Raw genomic sequence first — 20196 nt, 5'->3', positions numbered from 1 at the left:
ATCGATGATATCGCCATCCGGCTCAAAGGTGTCGGCATTGATTTCGGCGCGACAAAACTTGCTTTCGATTGCGCTTTCCGCAAGGGCGAGATCATCGCAGTCACCGGCCCGTCCGGCTCGGGAAAATCGACGCTTCTCAATCTTGTTGCCGGGTTCGACATGCCGGACGACGGCAGGATCGAACTGCTCGGGCAGGATGTCACCCGGATGTCCCCGGGAGAAAGGCCGGTCAGTGTTGTCTTTCAGGAGCACAATCTCTTTACCCATCTCGATGTCGTGAGCAATGTCGGGCTGGGTATCAATCCGGGCTTGAGGCTCGGGGTCGCTGACAAGGCGCGCATTGCCGGCGCGCTTTTGAGGGTGGGCCTTGACGGTTTTGCCAAGCGCATGCCGGCAAGCCTTTCGGGGGGAGAACGCCAGCGCGTGGCACTCGCCCGCGCCATGGTGCGTCGTCGACCCGTCATACTTCTCGACGAGCCGTTTGCGGCGCTTGATCCGGGTCTGCGCAGCGGCATGGGAGACCTGATCCTTGACCTTCGAAGGAGCGAAGAGGCGACCATCCTTCTGGTAACGCATCATCCTCAGGACGTCGCGCGACTCGCCGATAGCGTTGTGTTTCTCGATGGGGGGCAAATTCTCGTGCAAGAAGCGAAAACCGATTTCATGCTTCGCACCGCACCCCCTGAAATTGCACGGTTTCTCGGAAAATGAGCCCGGCATAGTCTTCCCCGGGGTTCTGCCACAATTTGAACGCCGCCCCGTGCGAGCCCTCGCTTGAGCATAGTGAAACTGCGCGCATGCGTTGCTGCTATACCACGGGGCGATGAATTCTGATGCGTTTGTCCGGGCTTTGTCTAGGCACGGACAACAGGAATAGGTTAGAGCAATTCTATTGCCGAAAGTCATACGGCACCTATTTATACGACTGTAAAGTATGACAAATTTGTCGTGAGCCGACGGGACGCGATGGATTGACGGGCTGATTTGAAAGACGGGAAGCAGGCTGAGGGATGAAGGCAGAGGCAGGCGCAGATCGAGGATCATCCGTGAAGCGCGCCGGATTGTCGTCGCGTCTCGGTGCCTTTCTGTTCATCTTGCCGCTTTTGGCCAGCTGCCAGTCGGTGATCGAACAAACCTATGAGCCGCAGGTTGCGCCTTCTTCGACGCCCCAGATCGTCGATGAAGTCCAGAAGAATGATCCTCGGGCGCAAATGGGCGCACGCGAGCATCCGCGCATCGTCGCAAGCTATGGCGGTGAATACAAGGATGCCAAGACGGAACGTCTGGTGGCCCGCATTGCCGGCGCGCTGACGGCCGTGTCGGAAAACCCGAACCAGTCCTATCGCATCACCATTCTCAATTCTCCGGCGATCAACGCTTTTGCGCTGCCCGGTGGTTATCTCTACGTGACCCGTGGTCTGCTGGCCCTTGCCGACGATGCGTCCGAAGTTGCGGCTGTTCTCTCCCACGAAATGGCACACGTCACGGCGAACCACGGCATCGAGCGCCAGCAGCGCGAAGAGGCCGAAGTCATCGCCAGCCGCGTCGTTTCGGAAGTCCTGTCCAGCGATCTCGCCGGCAAGCAGGCGTTGGCCCGCGGCAAGCTCAGACTGGCTGCCTTTTCGCGCAATCAGGAACTGCAGGCTGACGTGATCGGCGTTCGAATGCTGGGCGAAGCAGGTTATGATCCCTATGCCGCCGCCCGGTTCCTGGATTCGATGGCGGCCTATGCGCGCTTCTCCTCGGTCGATCCGGAGGCAGACCAAAGCCTTGACTTCCTTTCGAGCCATCCGAGCGCGCCGCAGCGCGTGGATCTCGCGCGCCGCCATGCGCGCGCGTTCGGACCGGAAGGCGTGGGCGATCGTGGCCGCGACTATTATCTCGATGGTATCGACGGCCTGCTTTATGGGGACAGCCCGCAGGAGGGTTATGTCCGTGGCCAGACGTTCCTGCATGGAAAGCTCGGGATCCGTTTCGATGTGCCCGCAGGATTCCAGATCGATAACAAGGCAGAAGCCGTTCTGGCGACGGGGCCGGGAGACGTTGCGATCCGCTTTGACGGCGTTGCCGACGCGCAGCGTCGCAGTCTGACCGACTATATCGCCAGCGGCTGGGTGACCGGCCTGCAGCCCGATACTATCCGTGCAGTCAGTGTTAACGGCCTCGAAGCCGCTACGGCGCGCGCGTCCGCGGAGCGTTGGGATTTCGATGTGACGGTCATCCGTATCGACACGCAGATCTACCGGTTCCTGACCGCGGTTCCAAAGGGCGCAGCGTCTCTCGGGCCGACGTCAGATGCGCTGCGCGCCTCGTTCCGTCGCATGACGCCACAGGAAATCAGCGCCCTGAAGCCGCTGCGTATCCGCGTCGTGACGGCAAGGTCAGGGGATACGCTGGCAACGCTGTCGGCGCGCATGCAGGGGACCGACCGCAAGCTCGATCTGTTCCGCATGATCAACGCGCTGCAAATGACCTCGACGATCAAGCCTGGCGATCGTTTGAAGATCATCACCGAGTAGATCAAAAAAACCCGCCACGAGGGCGGGTTTCCAGTCGGTGCTGAGTGTGAAGGGTATTCAGTGCGGCATTGTCGCCAGCACCGGCGCCTGGGCCACCAGGGCAATCTTCAGTTTTTCCAGGGCGCGGGTTTCGATCTGGCGCACACGTTCCTTGGAAATCCCGAGATCCACTCCGAGCTCCTCGAGCGTCGCGCTGTCTTCTGAGAGGCGTCGTGCGCGGATGATTTTCATTTCCCGCTCGTTCAGCTTGCCCAGTGCGTGCTTCAACCAAATGCTGCGGCGCTCCTGATCGATCATGTCCGATACCTGTTCGTCGGGAAGGGGTGCATCGCAGGCCAGCATGTCGAGCCGCTCGCCGCTATCGGAATCACCCGATGAAATCGGCGCCTGAAGTGAGGTGTCGTTGCTTGAGAGACGGGCATCCATGGTTTGCACGTCTGCCAAGCTCACGCCGAGAGCCGTCGCGATTTCCTGATGGACGGCCTGGGCGGTCAGATGTTTGTCGCCTTGAGCCAGCTTGGCGCGAAGGCGCCGCAGATTGAAAAAGAGTGCTTTCTGAGCAGAGCTTGTACCGCCGCGGACGATCGACCAGTTGCGAAGCACGTAATCCTGCATCGAGGCCCTTATCCACCAGGTCGCATAGGTGGAGAAACGAACTTCGCGGCTCGGTTCGAAGCGGGCGGCAGCCTCGAGGAGGCCGAGATGCCCTTCCTGCACCAGATCGCTCATGGGTAGTCCGAAGTTGCGGAATTTGGCCGCCATGGAGATGACCAGCCGCATGTGCGACATGGCGATCTTGTTGCGAGCCTCCTGGTCGTGCTTGTCCTTCCAGGCTTGCGCCAGTTCCTGCTCCTCCTGCCGTTCCAGATAGGGAGCGGCCATTGCGATCTTGATCATGCGCCTGTCTGCGGAGAAATTTTTCATCGGCTGCTCCGTGGCGGGCATGTGTGAATGCCCCGTGGCGGGAGAGGGCCCCAAATCGCTCGAGCTGCCGAATTCGGTGATTGAATCTTGACCGGCAATCGAGACGCCCTACTTCCTGGTTGACCGACAGCCGGAGAGGTTCGGCTGCGACTGGCATCCGGTGTGGGAAGGCACACTTTCGCGCGCATAACCGGACGCCTCAGAACGCCCTGAATCGCAAAAGGTTCCGCATCTCTGCGAAAATAATGAAAAATCCGTTGATCGCGCGACCGGCATTCATGTGCCGCGTTTCGTCACGCGCTTTGTTGTGTCTGATTGTTTTTGGTGCTTGCCCAGAAAGTTAAAATTGCGTTAACTTTTTGCCTGTCGCCGTCCCATCTTGTCTGTGGGTTGAGGGCGGTCGACATCCGCGCGGGATTCCCGTTTGCACGGCACCGGTTTAGAGTTGCGCTATGAAAACATTGTCTATCGAGGTGCGTCCCGGCGAGCCGAAAGATGCCGCTGCCATCTCGGAAGTGCATCGCGTTTCCTGGCTTCAGGCCTATAGCGGCCTGATCCCGCATCGCCCGCTCAATCAGATGGTTGATCGCCGCAATGAAAACTGGTGGCGGAAGGCAACCCGGGGGCCTTCAACGCTGCTTGTTGTCGAAGTGGCGGGTGTCATTGCAGGATACGCAACGCTCGGCCTCAATCGCGCTCGCTCGCTTCCGCAGGAAGGCGAGGTTTACGAGATTTATCTGAGGCCCGAATATCAGGGCATCGGACTCGGCCGAATTCTCTTCGGCGAAGCCAAGAATCTTCTAAAGTCACTCGGTTGTCAGGGGCTGGTGGTTTGGTGCCTGGAAGACAGCCATCACGCGGACCGATTCTTCCGGATGGCGGGCGGCAACGACATCTGTGAAGGCATGGAAGATTTCGGCGAAAAACACCTGAAAAAAATCGGTTACATCTGGAACTGAGTCGACAGATTCATTGCGGGGTCGGTTCTTCCGGTAGATAGAGGCCGGGTTCTGCCGCGCGGGGACCGCGCGTGCCGTGGTAGACGGGCGTTTCTTTTCCGCAGACAAAAGACGGTGCAATGTCGTCGGCAATCTTGCGGGCCAATATGTTGGCATCACGATTTGCCAGGGCATCGACATAGCCGGCGACGCAGCTTTTTCCATCCTCCTCCTGCGCCACACGCGAAATGACAAGAACCTGTCCCTCAAGCTTTGGGTTGCTTGCACCTGTCTCGGGATCAGGATTTTCCAGGAAGTAGCGAAGAATCGCGGCCACGGGTTTTCCGGAAGGGTCGAGACGCCACTCCACCTTGCTGCCGGTTCGGTTGAACGGCGTGAAGCTTTCGAAGGCGCCGTCTATGTAAGCCTTGCTCAGCGGCCCATAGGACACGGATTGGCGCAAATCCCCTTCTTTGAAGTAGATCGCGTAGCCCTTCAAGCCTTCGCATTTCAGCGCAACGCCCGCCTCATCTTCAGACAGCTTCTGGCATGCATCGAAATCGACATCCGTATAGGCGCTGTCGTTTGCAAGGGCGATCGAGCTCGGCAGAAAAGCGGAGAAAGCCAGAAGGGTGATATATCGGTGCATGCGGGGTCTCCGAAGGGGCGGTTCGCAGTGTGCATGGCTTTTGCGCGGACGTCATCCCTTGGCCGGATGTTTATAGAATCGGATGCGCCAAGCTTGGGTGCTTGGACAATCTGCAGCAAAGTCATGTTGCGTTGCCACAGTTTTCCCGATATCGGACTTGCCATCAAAACACGACAGCTGGGGAGTCCCAATGCGCATCGATGCAATTTCCATCGGCAAAAACCCGCCGGACGATATCAACGTCATCGTTGAAGTGCCGGTCGGCGGCCATCCGATCAAGTACGAAATGGACAAGGAAGCCGGCACGCTCGTTGTCGATCGCTTCCTCTACACGCCGATGACCTATCCGGGTAATTACGGCTTTGTACCGCACACGCTCTCTGACGATGGCGACCCGATCGACGTGCTTATCGCCTCCACCCGTCCGCTGGTTCCTGGCTGTGTAATCAATGTCCGCCCGATCGGCGTGATGATGATGGAAGACAATTCCGGCAAGGACGAGAAGATCGTTGCCGTGCCGAACTATCACCTGACCAAGCGTTACGACAAGGTCAAGGATTACACCGATCTGCCGGAAATCACCCTGCAGCAGATCGAGCACTTCTTCGAGCACTACAAGGATCTGGAGCCCGGCAAATGGGTCAAGATTTTCGGCTGGAAGGATGCGGACTTCGCCCGCAAGATGATCGTCGAGGCGATCGAGCGCGCTGAGAACGAAAAGAAGAAGTAAGTTTCTTTAAGACCAACTGAAAAACCTCCGGAACGGCGTCGTTCCGGAGGTTTTCTTTTTCTCCCGAAGCTCGGATCAGTAGCCGAGAAGGGCCGGGGCGATGGTCGTGTTGAGGAAAAGCTGGATGAAGTAGAGAATGACCAGCACGACCAGCGGCGACAGATCTACCCCGCCCATGTCCGGCAGCACACGACGGATCGGGCGATAGAGCGGTTCGGTCAACTGATAGAGGGAGCGGCCGATCATGTTGATCGCCTGGTTGTTCACATTGATCACATTGAACGCATAGAGCCACGAGAAGATGGCCGACGCGATGATCAGAAACCACGCGATGTTGATGATGAAGTTCAAGGTGCCGATGACAGCGAGCATGCGGGTCTCCAAATTCGTCGTCGCACAAACTATTGTTCGTACTTAGGGGTGTCAATCCCCGTTTACCTTTGTTTTTATTGCGTAAATTCTCTTCTCTGCGAGCGTGTAGGCAAAACGGGCCGTGTATCGCGCGATTGCAAGAGACTTCAACTTTTCATGTCCTGGTACCGCCTGGATCCTTACCAGACAGGTGAACGTGTCGCCTATGTAGGCGTTCCCGGTCGGTAGTTGAAGTCCGGCCTGCAAGTTTGGAGAATTTTCGATGAAGAAGCGGACAGGCAAGTGCTCTAAAGAATAAAGACGTCTTTAGCCAGCGTCAGGGCAGTATCGAGATGCACGACAAAATCTGCCTTCTTGTCGCCGTTCACGTCGCCGTAGATGTTGGTGTCCGAGCTCTTCTTTTCGTAGCGTAGCTCCCCTGCCGTTCCGGAAAAGGATTTCGTGGCAATGAAGGCAAAGGCCTGATTTCCGGCGAGCTTGCTATTGGCGTCGATCGCTGAAAGGTTGATTCTGTCGTCCTTACTGTTGAAGTCGAAGATGGTGTCGCTGTTGTTTGCGGTGGTTCCAAGATCACTTGCCGCCTTGAAGACGAAAACATCCTGACCCGCGCCCCCGTACAAGTCATCGGCGCCAGCCCCGCCGTAGAGCGTATCGTGGCCGGCGTTGCCCATAAGGATGTCGTTTCCTTTGCCGCCCTCCAGCACGTCATTGGCCGTGCCGCCGAAAAGCTTGTCGGCCGCATCCTGTCCCTGGACGAAAACGCTGTCTTTCTTTCCCTGAAAGACGATCGCCCCGTTCTTCGTTGCCGCGAAAATGACGTTCAGAATAAGCGAGGAATCCTCAAACGTCGTCGCGCCGCGGAAATCGACGGCAAGATCGTTCTCATGGAAACGCACATCGCTGGCGTCGATCTCCTTGATATTGGTCTTGATGGTAACGCCGATGATTGGCTGCATGGTGTTCTTGACGTCTTCGAAAAATGCGCCATTGAACTGGGCGACGACGTTCTTGTTCTTCACGTTGGTGTAACCGGTCTTCCAGAGCGCCGTTCCATGGAAGTCAAAGCCGATCGCCGCATCCGTTACGGTCATGGTGAAGACCTGCGTGCTGCCAATCTTGAGGCCGTTTATGGTGGTGGTGCCTTTGATCAGGGTGTCAGTTGCAGAGCCCCATTTCCGATCGTCGTCGGTCAGCTTGTCATAGCCATAAAAATAATACTGGTAGCGCAGAGTCTTGCCGTCAAAGCTCATGAAACACCTTCCTTCCGGTTGGATTTTACGCTGCAGCGGTAAAGCTTCTGATAACCTTTGCTGTGGCTCTTCTGCTTCGGCGGCAGGAGAATGTGTTGTTTCAAGACTGCAAACCAGCTGAACCTCCACGCATCCTGTAGGCAGAAATCGCAGCAAATCCGATTGGTTGTTGACAGTCTTGCTGACATTGCCGAGTAACGCAGCGTCCGTTACCCGAGACATTGACATGCTGTCGGATCGGATGCCGTGTCGGAAGCAGGAGCAACACGCCGATGTCAGTGCCCCACCAAGGCCATCGTTTCGCAGCCTTCAGGCATGTGGGTTACCGGCGCTATTTTTTCGCCCGCTTCCTCGCCTATTTCGCGATCCAGATCATCAGCGTTTCCGTCGGCTGGCAGATTTACGACCAGACCCGCGATCCCTTTGACCTCGGCCTGATCGGTCTCTTCCAGTTCCTGCCGTCGCTTGTCCTGATCCTCGTCACGGGTACGGTCGCCGACCGCTATAACCGCCGCATGATCATGGCAATCTGCATGCTGGTCAGTACCGGCTGCGCGGCGGCTCTGTTGGCGTTGACCCTGACCGGCACCTTTTCACCTTGGCCGGTTTACGGCATCCTTGTCGTCTTTGGCATCGAGCGTGCTTTTCTGGCGCCGGCCTCTCAGTCGCTTGCACCCAATCTCGTGCCCGCCGAAGACCTGCCGAACGCCATCGCATGGAATTCAACCTCGTGGCAGACGGCAATGATCGTCGGTCCGGTGGCCGGCGGGTTAATCTATGCTTTGGGTGCAGCCGTTCCCTATATCGTCGCGCTCTGCTTCTTTGCCGCCAGTGCCGTCATGGTGTTTGCGGTGCCGAAACCGGCGCAACGCAGCAGCGCCACGGCCCAGAGCTGGAACACGATCACCGCCGGTTTCCGCTATATCAAGGCCGAAAAGGTCGTGCTTGGAGCGATCTCTCTCGATCTCTTCGCCGTGTTGCTCGGCGGCGCGGTGGCGCTGATGCCGGTGTTTGCGCGCGATATTCTCGAGCTTGGACCCTGGGGTCTTGGTCTCCTGCGTGCAGCGCCCGGCATTGGCGCTGTCGGCATGGCCATCTGGCTCGCTGCTCACCCGATCCGCCATCGCGCAGGCGTTTTGATGTTTATCGGCGTCGCCCTGTTCGGGCTCGGCACGATTGTCTTCGGTCTTTCGACAACGCCCTGGATATCGATAGGAGCACTCATCGTCATGGGCGCGGCGGACATGATCTCTGTCTATGTCCGCGAAATCCTGATCACGCTCTGGACGCCGGATGAGCTGCGCGGGCGCGTCAATGCCGTCAACATGGTGTTCATCGGTGCGTCGAACGAACTTGGAGAGTTCCGTGCCGGTATGATGGCCTCGGGCTTCGGTGCGGTGCATGCCGTGGCCTTCGGCGGCGCTGGCACTCTGCTGGTGGCGCTGCTCTGGTCCGTCGGCTTCCCGCAGTTGCGCCGCATCGATACGCTCGACGCACCCGGTCACGCGAAATAAAACCCGCTCAGGCGCAGGCAGCGACCGGTTCGCCGGTGCGCTGGAAGATGTGGGTCAGGAAACGATCCATGAAGGCGCGCAACGGCGCGTCATGGGCCATGCGCCCGTCGAGGTGAACCTGTCCCATCTGGGCACCCGGCAATTCGAAGCGATGCGCGCCATGGACGACCCAGCGGTGCATCATCGCGCGGGTGAGTTCGCCATGAAACTGGATGCCCCAGGCATTCTCCCCATAGCGGAACGCCTGGTTCGGATAGTGATGCCCTTCGGCCAGCAGCTCCGCTCCATCCGGCAAGTCGAAGCCTTCACGGTGGAATTGGTAGACCATATCCGGCCAATCCATCAACGCCTTGCCGCGTTCGGTGGCGTGAAGTGGATACCAGCCGATTTCGGCCCAGCCTTCATGATGCGTGCCGACAGCGCCGCCGAGATGGCGCACCAGCATCTGGGCGCCGAGGCAGATGCCAAGAAACGGCTTGTTTTCCGAAAGGGGAACGGAAAGCCAATCGATTTCCCGCCGGATATAGTCATGCTCGTCATTGGCGCTCATCGGCCCGCCGAAGACGATGGCGCCGGAGTGCGCGTGAAGCGTGGAGGGCAGCGGATCGCCGAGCACGGGGCGACGAATGTCGAGGCTCAAACCTTTTTCGAGCAGGATATGCCCGACACGGCCGGGGCTCGATCTTTCCTGGTGTAGCACGATGAGGATCGGCTTGTTCTTGCTGCTGCCGATCAATCGACCGTCGAAAAGCATGTCATTCTTCCTGTTGCGCCGTCTCCTCCGCAACATCCAATTTGGCGGCCGCCTCCTGCCGCTTCAACACCCGATCCCGCCCGGAAACGCCGAGCAGGTCGGCAATGCGCCAGATGACATGGTCCTCCATCTCGCTGCGCTTGCCGTCGGAATAGACAATTTCCCACAACATGCCGATCAGGTCGATACGTTGCTCCTCGGAAAAATGCCTTTTGATTTCGGAGGTGAAGCGGAAAAAGTCGATCGCCTCGCTTTCCGCGGTTTCGCCCGCCGCGATCAGTGCATCAAGGGCCGCGTCGTCGAGCCCGTAATGCTCCTTGATCATCATGCGCACCTTGCGGCGCTCGCTGTCGAGAATTTCCCCGTCCGCCTCCATGACCTGAATGCAGAGCGCCATTACGGCGATGCGTGGATCATCGGCTGCGATTTTGTCCGTTCCGTTGCCGGCAAGACTTTCCAGAAAGCTACGGAAGCGGTCAAACATACGGTCTCCTGAAGGCATATCGTCAAAAAAGCTACGCGGTTAAATCATCCGCACGGAAGGAAAGAGGTAAAGTAAAATAACAGAGAGCGAAATCCGGCTAAAAGAGCCGGAAATTCGTCTTTTCAGCAGATGGCGCCGTCTCGCGAACCCCGGGATCATCCGGCGGTCGCCCGAAGAAGGGCTCGACCGGCGCTCCGTCATCATCCGGCACCTGACGTGGTGGCGTCTTCGGCTTCTCGGATTTCGGCTCGGGCACCGCAACCGTCGTGGTCCCGACCACGACTGTCTCAGGTACCAGAACGGATTCGGTCGGAGCGGGTACCGCGATCGTGCGGGTAATCGGTTCTTCCCGGACAGGTGTCGCGACCGGCTCGGGCGTACGTTTGACCGGCTCGGCAGCGGCCTTCACGGACACCGGCGGCAGGCTGCGGATGGCGGCATCAACCGTCTCTGCGGCATGCTCCTCGACCGGGCCGGCGATCTGCGCGATCGGCATCTTCCATTCGAAGGCATCGAGCCGTCCGCTCACCGGAGAGACCGGCAGCCACTCCGGCGAGGTGATGCCGTCGGCCGTCCACGCGGGGTCGCGCGGGCTTTTCAGCGCCTGGTTCATCCAGTGGCGGATACGGCCGTCATCCCCCGTGTCGGCCTCCTCGATATCTGCCAGCAACAGGAAAATGCTTTCCGTCGGCTGGATACGGGCCGCGGCTTCCGCCTTGGCACGCGCAAGCGAAAGTTCGCGCGCTTCCAGCGCGCTTTCGGCCACGGCCGCCAGCGAAACGGCATTGTTGGGCCGGATCGCTTCCAGCTTGGTGGCGCGCTTCAGCCGGTCTACGGCCGAATCGCCGCTGCGGGCCCGAACATAGAGTTTGGCGATCTCCGCTTGCGGCTCGTGCTTCCAGAGCTTTTCGAGGATCGAGGCGCCCTTGCGCAGGTTGTCCTCGCGGAACAAGGCCTTGGCTGCGATAAGCCCCGCCGGGATCAGGTTTTCCGAAACCTTCAGTGCCGCAAGCGCATCGTCGCGCGCACCTTTCGGGTCGGATTCCAGCTTGTCCTTGGCCCGGGCTGTGAGCAGGACGGCTTTTTTGCGATCGGCTTCCTTGCGCTCGATCACATGGGATGCCCGGCTCTGGTCGATGAGGCTGATCGCCTCGTCCCAGTTGCCAGACTGGCTGCGATAATCGAGCGTCGCGAGTGTTGCCCAGGGAAGATGCGGGGATTTTTCAGCGGCACGCTCGGCATATTGCCGCGCAGCTTCACTGGCGCCGAGGCGCTTGGCTTCCAGATAAAGTCCGCGCAGGCCGAGTTCCCGTGTTTCCGGATCGTCGGCCATGAGCTCGAATTTTTTGCGCGCGTCGTCGTTCTTGCCTTCGATCAAGGCCGTCTGGGCCTCGAGCAGATGGATGAGCGGCTCCTGGTCGGCGCTGATCAGGCCGCGGGTGCGCGCCGTCATCTTGCGGGCAAGGGCGGCATCGCCGGCACCGGCGGCAATAAGGCCGGTCGAAAGCGCCTGATAGCCGCGGTCCCGCTTGCGGGCACGGAAATAACGGGAAATCGAATGGGGAGAGAGCCAGACAACGCGGATGATCCAGACGACGAGCAGGATGGCGGCGATCAGCGAGGCGAGCAGGGTTGCCGCCACCATCAGGCTCATTTCGATGCGCTGGCCCTGCCAGATCAGGGAGAGTTCACCCGGCCGGTCTGCAAGCCAGGCAAAGCCGGCTGCGAGCGCGAGAACAACGAGGGCGAAGGAAAGAATGCGGATCATGAGGTCTCCTTCAGCCCTGTTTCGCGGTCATGGCGCCGGCAACGGCACTGTCGATCAGCCCTTCGACGCGAAGACGCTGGTCCAGTTTCGCCTTAAAACCTTCATCGGCGGATTTCGCTTCGGCCGGCAGAGTTTCCCATTCCAGCGCCGCACCCTTCAGGTCGCCATTGGCAAGCTTGTTTTCGATGCGGGCAACAATGGCCTCGGGCGCCGTGCCTTCGACGCTTCCAACGGGGCGAACGCGGATGGCAGAAGACGCGCTATCCACGAGCCGCCCGAAGATGCCCTGGTTCGGATCGGTGCCGCGCGTCGCCGCCAGCATGCTGTCGGCGACAGCCGGAAAGTCACGGACCAGATCGGCACGGGAAACCACGCCGGTTGCCGCATCGCCGGCAAGGCCACTGACGGCCGGATCGTCGGCCGACACACTCTTCAGCGCATCAAGCTCGGCCAGAAACGGCCCGCCGCGATCAATCGCGGTTTTGAGTGCGGTAACAGCGACAGCTCGGGCAAGCTGTACATCGCTAGCTGGTTCCTCGATCTTCTTCTCGGCGGCATCCAGCCGGCTTGCAAGCTCGGACGCGGAAGCCTGTGTGCTCTGGCGAGCATCGGCGAGTTCGGATTTCAGGGCGGCCAGTTCGTTCGTCAGGCTGTCAACCTGCGCCTTCAGCGCCGCGCTGTCCGCGCCGCCGGCGGGTGATTTCTCAAGGGCGGCAAGGCGTTGCTCGAGCGGTCCAAGATCGGCTGGTGCAGAGGCTGCAGGTGCCTGCGCGAGTTGGGTTTTGATCGCTTCGATTTCCGCGGAAAGCCCGGCATCGGAACTTGCGCGTTCCGGAGAAAGCGACGGAAATATCCCTGCATATTGCAGGCCGCCAGCAGCGAGCAAGGTGATCAGGCCGCCAAGGATACCGGCGGCAAGCGCGCCGGAACTGGATGTCTTCGGCGGTGGCTGATGAGCAGCCGCTTGGCTGTAGGTTTCGGTGTGATCCGGCTCTTCCGCGAAAGCGGCGGCAGCGGCTTGCGTGCGCGCATCGTCGGCGGTTTCGCTCGCGTCGATCTGGGCCTCGGTGGCTACACGCTCAGCCTCGGCAGCGTTGTCTTCCGCGATCCTCGAAGCCACGTCCTCGCTCACGGCAGTCGCGGGCTCTGTCGCTGTCGCTTCCAGGGTTTGCTCGGCCGCAGTTTCCGTCTTCTCGTCGGATGCGACGCTGCTTGCTTCCAGATCGATCGTCAACGGCTCCTGGTCGGATTTCGAGCGGCGCGGAGGGTTTTCCGGTCCCATGGTCATCTCTTCCCATTATTCGCATGTTGTAAGAACAAACCTAGAGACCGAGACCCATCAGGAAAAGCCCTATTCGCACAATTCCTTGATCCGGCTTGCGACATTGCGCGACCAGAGCATATGCGGAGCGCTTAAAGAAGTGAAAGCAGCGCCTTCTCGCTCGGCTCCGCGGCAATGACGATGTCGCCGGAATGCGCTGGCACGGCATCCGCGACATGGGCGCTCATGCAGAGAAAACGAACATTCCCGATCGCCCGCAGGGCGGCGGGTTCGACAAGCTCGAAAAATCGCCGGGCGATTTCACGCGAGTACAGCAGGATAACGTCCGGTCGTTTTTCGCGCAGGTGCATGGTGACGGCCATCGGATCGTGTTCAATCGGAACCATCCGGTAGACATCCACCGTGTGGAAGGAAATTCCCGCCTGCGTCAGGCGCCGCTCGAAATCCGGGGAGCGAGGAGAGCCGGCGAAATAGGTGAGAGGATCGGCACCCTTACCCGCTGCAATGACCAAGTCCGCCAGATCGAGCCCCGTTCCTTGACCGCATCGAACATCTCTGAAACCAAGCGCCTCGGCGGCTTTTGCCGTTGCCGGGCCAACGCAGAAAATTGGCCGATGAAGGGCCGCCGCGAGGCTTTCCGGTGGCAGGGTGCGAAGCGCCTCGGCGCTGGTCACGGCTATTGCACCCCTGCTTTCAGACAGAGCCCGCCCTGAGGCATCGGTGTCGTGAGCCGCTTTCATCAGCGGCAGCAACAGGGGTTCATGGCCAAGCGCCGCCAGCTTCGCAGCCGTTTTCCGGGCTGAAACGTCAGGGCGCGTGACGAGCACCCGCATGGGTTACGTCCAGCTTGCGAAGAAATCCGCTCCGGCTGCCGCACGGATCTCCGCGCCGGCTTTCTCGCCGATATCGGCGGCATCGGTTGCCTTGCCCTCGGCAGAAATGCGGTGGAAGCGGCTGCCGTCCGGCGTCAGGATCATGCCGAAGAAGCGCAGGGTTTCGCCATCCGAAACGGCATGGCCTGCAATCGGCGTGCGACAGGAGCCGTCGAGGGTTGACAAGAAAGCACGCTCGCAGGTCACGCGCTCATGGGTGCGGGCATCGTTGATGGCCTCAAGCAATGCACCCACCCGGTCATCCCCGATCCGGCTTTCGATGCAGATCGCGCCCTGTGCCGGGGCTGGCGGAAATTCGGCTTCATCCAGCAGTTCTGTCGCTACATCCTGCTTGCCAAGCCGCTTCAGGCCGGCAAAGGCGAGCAGGGTTGCATCCACCTGTCCTTCGGCCAGCTTGCGCAGGCGGGTTTCGACAAGGCCGCGATAGGTGATGACGTTGATATCCGGCCGAAGCCGGCGGATCAGCGCCTGACGCCGCAGCGAGGACGAGCCGATCGTCGCACCTTGCGGCAAATCCATCAGCTTGTCGAAGGTGCGGCCGATGAACGCATCGCGCACATCTTCGCGCGGCAGATAGGCGGAGAGGAACAATCCGTCCGGCAGTTTCGTCGGCATGTCCTTGGAGGAATGCACGGCGAAATCGAGGTCGCCGGAGGAAAGCTGGTCTTCGATTTCCTGCGTGAATAGGCCCTTGCCGCCGACTTCAGAGAGAGCCCGGTCGGTAATGCGGTCGCCGGCGGTCGAAAGCACAACGATCTCGAACATCTCGGCGGGCATGCCATGAGCGACCATCAGCCGGCTGCGGGTTTCTTGCGCCTGTGCCAGCGCCAGCGGGCTGCCGCGCGTGCCGATCCGGAAAGGTTTTGTTTGCATCAGCAGCGATCCATTGTTACCGGAGTTCCGTGTACCCACCTTTACCCGCGACCGCAACATTCGAGTACCTCATGCCCGCGCCCCTCACCATCCTCGGCATCGAAACGAGCTGCGACGAAACCGCGGCGTCCGTCGTGCTGCGCGACGCGGAAGGTCATGGTGAAATCCTCGGCGACGTGGTGCTCAGCCAGCTCGAAGAACACAGCGTCTATGGCGGCGTCGTGCCGGAGATTGCGGCCCGTGCCCATGTCGAGGCGCTCGATACGCTGATCGAGGAGGCGCTTGCCCGCGCCGGCAAGACATTGAAGGATATCGACGCGATTGCCGCCACCAGCGGCCCCGGCCTGATCGGCGGGTTGCTAGTTGGCCTGATGACCGGCAAGGCGATCGCCCGCTCGTCCGGCAAGCCGCTCTACGCCGTCAACCATCTGGAAGGCCATGCGCTGACCGCGCGGCTCACCGATGGCCTTGCGTTTCCCTACCTGATGCTGCTCGTTTCCGGCGGCCACACCCAGCTCATCCTCGTGCGCGGCGTTGGCGACTACGAGCGCTGGGGCACGACGATCGACGATGCGCTCGGCGAAGCCTTCGACAAGACGGCAAAGCTGCTCGGCCTTCCTTATCCCGGCGGTCCGGCGGTTGAACGGGCAGCCCGCAACGGCAATCCCGATCGCTTCGTTTTTCCCCGGCCTCTGGTCGGCGAAGCGCGGCTCGATTTCTCCTTCTCCGGCCTGAAGACGGCGGTGCGGCAGGCGGCGCAGTCCATCGAGCCGGTGAGCGAGCAGGATATCGCCGATATCTGCGCCTCCTTCCAGAAGGCGATTTCGCGTACGCTGAAGGACCGCATCGGCCGTGGCCTGCAGCGGTTCAAACAGGAGTTCTCCAATCTCTCCACCGAGCCGGCACTGGTCGTTGCCGGTGGCGTTGCGGCCAATCAGGCGCTGCGCGCCACGCTGCAATCACTCTGCGATACCAATGGCTTCCGCTTCATCGCCCCGCCCTTGCAGCTCTGCACCGACAATGCCGCGATGATTGCCTGGGCAGGCGCCGAACGCATGGCGGCCGGCTTGCCGTCGGATGATCTCACTGTCGCGCCGCGTTCGCGCTGGCCGCTCGACCAGACGGCACAGACCTTGCTCGGCTCGGGAAAACGCGGAGCGAAAGCGTAATGGCAGACGGTTCGTCAAAAGGTATCGTCGTTGTCGGGTCAGGCGCCTTTGGCACCGCCCTTGCCGCCGTTGCCTCGGCATCCGACAAGGTGCCGGTCACGCTCCTGGCCCGCCGTGAAAGCGTGATAGACGACATCAAAAGCACCGGTCGCAATGAAGAAGCTTTGCCGGATATCGATCTGCCGCAATCGCTGCAGGTTTCTCTGAACCAGACAGTGCTTCAGGCGGCTGATATTGTCCTGTTTGCCATGCCGTCGCAGGCCCAGCGCGAAGCGGCGCGTTCTCTCTTCGGGTTTATCCGTCCGGGTACCGATGTCGTTATCTGCGCCAAGGGCATGGAGCGCTCGAGCGGTCGGCTTCTGACGGACGTCGTTGCCGAGGAACTGCATCTGCACAATGTCGCTGTTCTTTCCGGGCCGGGTTTTGCCGCCGATATCGCCAAGGGGCTGCCGACAGCCATGGCCATTGCTGCGGAAACCAACGAGCGCGCTGCCTATCTCGCCGAAGCGCTTTCCAGCCCGACCTTCCGGCTCTATCCCTCAGCGGACCGCATCGGCGTGCAGCTCGGCGGTGCCTTGAAAAACGTGCTCGCCATCGCCTGCGGCATTGTCGAGGGCGCAAAGCTTGGCGATTCGGCCCGGGCCGCGCTGATCTCGCGTGGCCTTGCGGAAATGTCGCGCTTCATTGCCGCGCGTGGCGGCGAGGCTGAAACGGTTCGAGGCCTCTCCGGCCTTGGCGATCTCGTGCTGACGGCCACCAGCCACCAGTCGCGAAACCTGCGTTACGGCATCGCCATCGGCCGCGAAGGAAGCGTGCGCAAGGAAACCGGCGAGCTGGTCGAGGGCGCCTTTGCCGCCTCGGTCGCAGCCGCCGTTGCCGCTGAACTCCACGTCGAGATGCCGATCACCGATGCCGTCGCCGCGATTATCGATGGCCGGCTCGATGTGAAATCCGCACTCGAACAGCTTATGACCCGCCCCATCCGTCAGGAATGATTTCAGGAGAAAACCCGATGCTTTTTGCCGTTCTCTGCAAGGACAAGCCCGATTCGCTGCAGTTGCGCATGGATACGCGCCCCGAGCATGTCGCCTTTCTCGAAGACCTGAACGCCAAGGGCGTGCTGACGTTTGCTGGTCCCTTCCTTGACGATGCCGGAAAGCCGAACGGCAGCCTCGTCGTCTTCAAGCTCGATACGATCGAAGAAGCTCGGGCGACGGCGGCGGCCGATCCTTATGCCAAGGCCGGTCTTTTCGCCGAGGTCGACATCAAGCCCTGGAACTGGGTCTTCAACAAGCCGGAGGCCTGAGCGTGGGATACTGGCTCTACAAGTCCGAACCGTTCAAATGGTCTTGGGCGATGCAGAAGGATGCGGGTCAAGCCGGCACCGAATGGACCGGCGTGCGCAACTATCTCGCCCGCAACAACATGCGGGCCATGCAGATTGGCGACAAGGGTTTCTTCTACCATTCGAACGAAGGACTTGAGATCGTCGGCATCACCGAAGTCTGCGCGCTCTCCCACCTCGATTCGACCGCCGATGGCGATGCTCGTTGGGACTGCGTCGATATCCGTGCCGTCTGCGATATGCCGCAACCGGTGTCGCTGAAGGATATCAAGGCAAACCCGAAGCTTGAAAAGATGCAGCTCGTTACCTCGATGCGGCTTTCCGTACAGGGTGTGACGGAAGAGGAGTATCTGGAAGTCTGCCGCATGGGCGGTCTGGAAAATCCGCCGCGCTGAGGCCCGTTTGAAGACCGATCCCGAAGCCTTTATCCTCGAAAACACCGATGTTCTCGTGCCGCCGCATGTGCCCGAGATCCGGCTCTATCTGGCAACGGAGGCACATGACCTCTGGCTAAAGACGGAAGAGGAGTTGCAGGAGATTGGCCTGCCGCCACCGTTTTGGGCGTTTGCCTGGGCGGGCGGCCAGGGACTGGCTCGATACGTTCTTGATCATCCTGATCAGATACGCGGCCGGGATGTCATCGATTTTGCGGCCGGCTCCGGGCTGGTCGGTATCGCTGCAGCGAAGATAGGGGCTGCTTCCGTGCTGGCCGCCGATATCGATCCCTGGGCGGAAACGGCTGTTCGATTGAATGCGACGCTGAACGGCGTGGACATCGCCTTCACCGATCGGAATATCGTTGGCGAGGTCAAGCCCGGCACAGTGCTGCTGGCTGGCGACGTGTTCTACGACAAGGGCTTCGCCGACGCTCTTATTCCCTGGTTTTCCGACATCGTGCAGCATGGCGGCACGGTGCTTGTCGGCGATCCCGGGCGCAGCTATTGCCCCCGGCACCTGATGCAGCCGCTTGACACCTACGAAGTGCCGGTGACACGCGCGCTGGAAGACGGCGAGGTCAAGCGCACCACCGTCTGGCGCTTCGGCGGCCTTACCGACGCCTGATAACGCAGACACCTTTTTCGTAAGAGCAGGCATTGTCGACAGCTTGGGGATCGACGTCGAGAATCTGTGGTCCGCCCAGATAGGCGCCGAGATCGACATCGACGCTTACGTCGCCGTAGCCGCCATAGTAGTCTTGGCTGAAATAGATGCCGTTGCCGGGATCTTGCCACGCCGAAAGGTTGCCCGCATAGGTGCCGATGCCTGGTACCGGCGAGGGGAAGCCATCACCGCCGCCGTAAACAATGACATTGCCGCGGCCGCGTGGCTCTCTGTATTCGCGCACGAACTCACGACGCCGATCAAACCGGCGATCCCTGCGATTGTCCGCCCGCCACTCGCGATGACGGCGCCGCTCGAAGCGACGGTCGGCGCGCCAGTCGCGGCGGTCGTTATGACGGCGGATGTTTTTGCTGGAGATCGATCGCTCCGAATAATCCGGGCGATCATGGTGACCGCGCCGGTAGATAACGCGCTGGTCGATGTCGCGCGCGGCTGCGATGTCGATCGTCCCGATGATCAGGGCGAGCGCTGCCAGTAGTACCTTCGTCGCATTCAGGAGATTGATCGGACGCATCTTGGCGACCCTCCGGATAACTCTTAACAAATCCTTAAGAGGCAATCTGGGGCATGTCGCCGGAAAAGTCACGGAATTACGGCGCAAAAAGCGATCTATCGTTAACGAACGAGGAGCGAGCCTTCGCGGGAAAGGCCTGTAATCTCTAATCGATTAAAATGATTTTGCAGTGCAAACGACACTTGTCGTTAATGATTATGGTGATTAAAGGTCGGCAGACTGAATTGTGCACAATCATGTGCAATACCGGATAAAAATAGTCCAGTTTTTGGGCATTTGAGTGCCGGTTCTTCCGTGAGGTTCCGATGACGGATGTCACCAAAAGCCGGCCCTTGTCGCCGCATCTTCAAATCTACAAGCCAATTCCCACCATGGTCATGTCGATCATGCACCGCATCACCGGCGGCGCGCTCTATTTCGGCACGCTGCTGGTCGCCTGGTGGCTGATCGCCGCCGCGAGCGGTCCGGGTTATTATGCCTGGGTCAGCTGGTTCTTCGGGACCATCATCGGCCAGATCATTCTGTTCGGTTATACCTGGGCGCTGGTGCATCACCTGATTGGAGGCTTCCGCCACTTCATGTGGGATCTCGGTCACGGCTACGAGAAGAACTTCGCCACCAAGCTTGCCATTGCCAACGCTGTTGGCTCCGTCGTGCTGACGCTCCTGATCTGGATCGTCGGCTACGCGATCCGCTGAAGGAGTTTCCCATGGATATGCGCACTCCCCTCGGCAAGGTTCGCGGTCTTGGCTCCGCCAAGGAAGGCACCGATCACTTCTGGCGCCAGCGCGTCACGGCTGTTGCCAACGTTCCGCTGATCCTGTTCTTCATCTTCTTCGTGATGACCCACGCGGGCGCTCCCTATGAAGAGGTCGTCGCGGCACTCGCCAATCCCTTCGTCGCCGTCATTATGGGTCTGGTCGTCATCTCCGGTCTTATCCATATGAAGCTCGGCATGCAGGTGATCATCGAGGACTACGTGCATGGTGAAGCCGCGAAAGTGCTGCTCGTCATGCTCAATATGTTTTTTGCGATTGCGGTGGGCGGGCTCTGTCTTTTCGCCATCCTGAAGATCGCGTTTGCAGGGTAATCAAAA

The 20196-nt window shown here is 60.1% G+C and carries 23 protein-coding genes; 12 read left to right on the top strand and 11 right to left on the bottom strand.

Annotated elements, in window-relative coordinates:
* Together BLX89_RS14675 and BLX89_RS14670 are read left to right on the top strand one after the other, a co-directional pair.
* A complete protein-coding gene (locus BLX89_RS14675) occupies positions 1–711 on the top strand; it encodes a thiamine ABC transporter ATP-binding protein (protein WP_143523645.1) in 711 nt (236 codons plus the stop codon).
* Positions 712–1010: 299 nt separating this feature from the next.
* The gene (locus BLX89_RS14670; protein ID WP_083637544.1) at positions 1011–2519 is read left to right on the top strand and encodes a M48 family metalloprotease; all 1509 of its coding nucleotides are present in this window, start codon (positions 1011–1013) and stop codon (positions 2517–2519) included.
* Between the two features lie 57 nt (positions 2520–2576).
* Here the strand turns inward: BLX89_RS14670 and BLX89_RS14665 are convergent, their stop codons facing one another.
* A complete protein-coding gene (locus BLX89_RS14665; protein WP_075291667.1) occupies positions 2577–3443 on the bottom strand; it encodes an RNA polymerase factor sigma-32 in 867 nt (288 codons plus the stop codon).
* Between the two features lie 452 nt (positions 3444–3895).
* On the opposite strand from BLX89_RS14665, the gene BLX89_RS14660 reads away from it, so the two are divergent.
* A complete protein-coding gene (locus tag BLX89_RS14660; protein WP_075291666.1) occupies positions 3896–4402 on the top strand; it encodes a GNAT family N-acetyltransferase in 507 nt (168 codons plus the stop codon).
* Positions 4403–4412: 10 nt separating this feature from the next.
* On the opposite strand, the gene BLX89_RS14655 is transcribed toward BLX89_RS14660, so the two are convergent.
* Complete coding sequence (locus tag BLX89_RS14655) at positions 4413–5030, bottom strand: hypothetical protein (RefSeq protein ID WP_075291665.1); 618 nt, start codon at positions 5028–5030, stop codon at positions 4413–4415.
* A 190-nt stretch (positions 5031–5220) separates the two neighbouring features.
* Between BLX89_RS14655 and ppa the strand changes: the two genes are divergently transcribed.
* A complete protein-coding gene (ppa, locus tag BLX89_RS14650; RefSeq protein WP_075291664.1) occupies positions 5221–5760 on the top strand; it encodes an inorganic diphosphatase in 540 nt (179 codons plus the stop codon).
* A gap of 75 nt (positions 5761–5835) precedes the next feature.
* Here the strand turns inward: ppa and BLX89_RS14645 are convergent, their stop codons facing one another.
* Together BLX89_RS14645 and BLX89_RS25345 are read right to left on the bottom strand one after the other, a co-directional pair.
* A complete protein-coding gene (locus tag BLX89_RS14645) occupies positions 5836–6132 on the bottom strand; it encodes a YggT family protein (protein ID WP_075291663.1) in 297 nt (98 codons plus the stop codon).
* 287 nt (positions 6133–6419) lie between these two features.
* Entirely contained in the window at positions 6420–7382 is a 963-nt protein-coding gene (locus BLX89_RS25345) for a M10 family metallopeptidase C-terminal domain-containing protein (protein ID WP_075291662.1), read from the bottom strand.
* A 272-nt stretch (positions 7383–7654) separates the two neighbouring features.
* Here BLX89_RS25345 and BLX89_RS14635 point away from each other — a divergent pair, with 272 nt between their 5' ends.
* Positions 7655–8896 (top strand): MFS transporter, encoded by a 1242-nt coding sequence (locus BLX89_RS14635; protein ID WP_075291661.1) that lies wholly within the window; start codon positions 7655–7657, stop codon positions 8894–8896.
* A gap of 7 nt (positions 8897–8903) precedes the next feature.
* Here the strand turns inward: BLX89_RS14635 and BLX89_RS14630 are convergent, their stop codons facing one another.
* From BLX89_RS14630 to hemC, 6 genes are all read right to left on the bottom strand, one after another.
* Positions 8904–9650, bottom strand: a complete 747-nt coding sequence (locus BLX89_RS14630; RefSeq protein ID WP_075291660.1) for a glutamine amidotransferase — start codon at positions 9648–9650, stop codon at positions 8904–8906.
* A gap of 1 nt (position 9651) precedes the next feature.
* A complete protein-coding gene (locus BLX89_RS14625; protein ID WP_075291659.1) occupies positions 9652–10134 on the bottom strand; it encodes a tellurite resistance TerB family protein in 483 nt (160 codons plus the stop codon).
* Positions 10135–10231: 97 nt separating this feature from the next.
* Positions 10232–11902, bottom strand: coding sequence for a heme biosynthesis protein HemY (locus BLX89_RS14620; RefSeq protein WP_075291658.1), 1671 nt, complete (start codon positions 11900–11902; stop codon positions 10232–10234).
* 10 nt (positions 11903–11912) lie between these two features.
* Entirely contained in the window at positions 11913–13184 is a 1272-nt protein-coding gene (locus BLX89_RS14615; protein ID WP_075291657.1) for a COG4223 family protein, read from the bottom strand.
* Between the two features lie 131 nt (positions 13185–13315).
* Positions 13316–14017, bottom strand: a complete 702-nt coding sequence (locus tag BLX89_RS14610; RefSeq protein ID WP_075291656.1) for a uroporphyrinogen-III synthase — start codon at positions 14015–14017, stop codon at positions 13316–13318.
* A gap of 3 nt (positions 14018–14020) precedes the next feature.
* Positions 14021–14950: a hydroxymethylbilane synthase gene (gene hemC, locus BLX89_RS14605; protein ID WP_075291655.1), complete on the bottom strand. Its 930-nt coding sequence runs from the start codon at positions 14948–14950 to the stop codon at positions 14021–14023.
* A 71-nt stretch (positions 14951–15021) separates the two neighbouring features.
* On the opposite strand from hemC, the gene tsaD reads away from it, so the two are divergent.
* The 5 genes from tsaD to BLX89_RS14580 are packed head-to-tail and all read left to right on the top strand — an operon-like array spanning position 15022 to position 18526.
* Entirely contained in the window at positions 15022–16119 is a 1098-nt protein-coding gene (tsaD, locus tag BLX89_RS14600) for a tRNA (adenosine(37)-N6)-threonylcarbamoyltransferase complex transferase subunit TsaD (protein ID WP_075291654.1), read from the top strand.
* Complete coding sequence (locus tag BLX89_RS14595) at positions 16119–17114, top strand: NAD(P)H-dependent glycerol-3-phosphate dehydrogenase (protein WP_075291653.1); 996 nt, start codon at positions 16119–16121, stop codon at positions 17112–17114. The genes tsaD and BLX89_RS14595 overlap by 1 nt, the downstream gene beginning before the upstream one ends.
* Before the next feature lie 17 nt (positions 17115–17131).
* Positions 17132–17425 (top strand): YciI-like protein, encoded by a 294-nt coding sequence (locus BLX89_RS14590; RefSeq protein ID WP_075291652.1) that lies wholly within the window; start codon positions 17132–17134, stop codon positions 17423–17425.
* 2 nt (positions 17426–17427) lie between these two features.
* Positions 17428–17859 (top strand): EVE domain-containing protein, encoded by a 432-nt coding sequence (locus tag BLX89_RS14585; RefSeq protein ID WP_075291651.1) that lies wholly within the window; start codon positions 17428–17430, stop codon positions 17857–17859.
* 7 nt (positions 17860–17866) lie between these two features.
* Positions 17867–18526 carry a class I SAM-dependent methyltransferase gene (locus BLX89_RS14580; RefSeq protein ID WP_075291650.1) on the top strand — a complete coding sequence of 220 codons (660 nt, stop codon included), beginning with the start codon at positions 17867–17869 and terminating at the stop codon, positions 18524–18526.
* On the opposite strand, the gene BLX89_RS14575 is transcribed toward BLX89_RS14580, so the two are convergent.
* Positions 18513–19100 carry a hypothetical protein gene (locus BLX89_RS14575; RefSeq protein ID WP_075291649.1) on the bottom strand — a complete coding sequence of 196 codons (588 nt, stop codon included), beginning with the start codon at positions 19098–19100 and terminating at the stop codon, positions 18513–18515. The genes BLX89_RS14580 and BLX89_RS14575 overlap by 14 nt on opposite strands.
* 305 nt (positions 19101–19405) lie before the next feature.
* Between BLX89_RS14575 and sdhC the strand changes: the two genes are divergently transcribed.
* Positions 19406–19798, top strand: a complete 393-nt coding sequence (gene sdhC / locus BLX89_RS14570; RefSeq protein WP_075291648.1) for a succinate dehydrogenase, cytochrome b556 subunit — start codon at positions 19406–19408, stop codon at positions 19796–19798.
* Positions 19799–19809: 11 nt separating this feature from the next.
* Positions 19810–20190, top strand: coding sequence for a succinate dehydrogenase, hydrophobic membrane anchor protein (gene sdhD / locus BLX89_RS14565; protein ID WP_075291647.1), 381 nt, complete (start codon positions 19810–19812; stop codon positions 20188–20190).
* The last annotated feature ends 6 nt before the right edge of the window (positions 20191–20196 follow it).

It is taken from the genome of Pararhizobium arenae, assembly GCF_001931685.1.
In the GTDB taxonomy this organism is placed as follows: Bacteria; Pseudomonadota; Alphaproteobacteria; order Rhizobiales; family Rhizobiaceae; genus Pararhizobium; species Pararhizobium arenae.
Note: the sequence above shows the minus strand (reverse complement) of the source record. Positions and strands in the feature narration are given on the sequence as shown.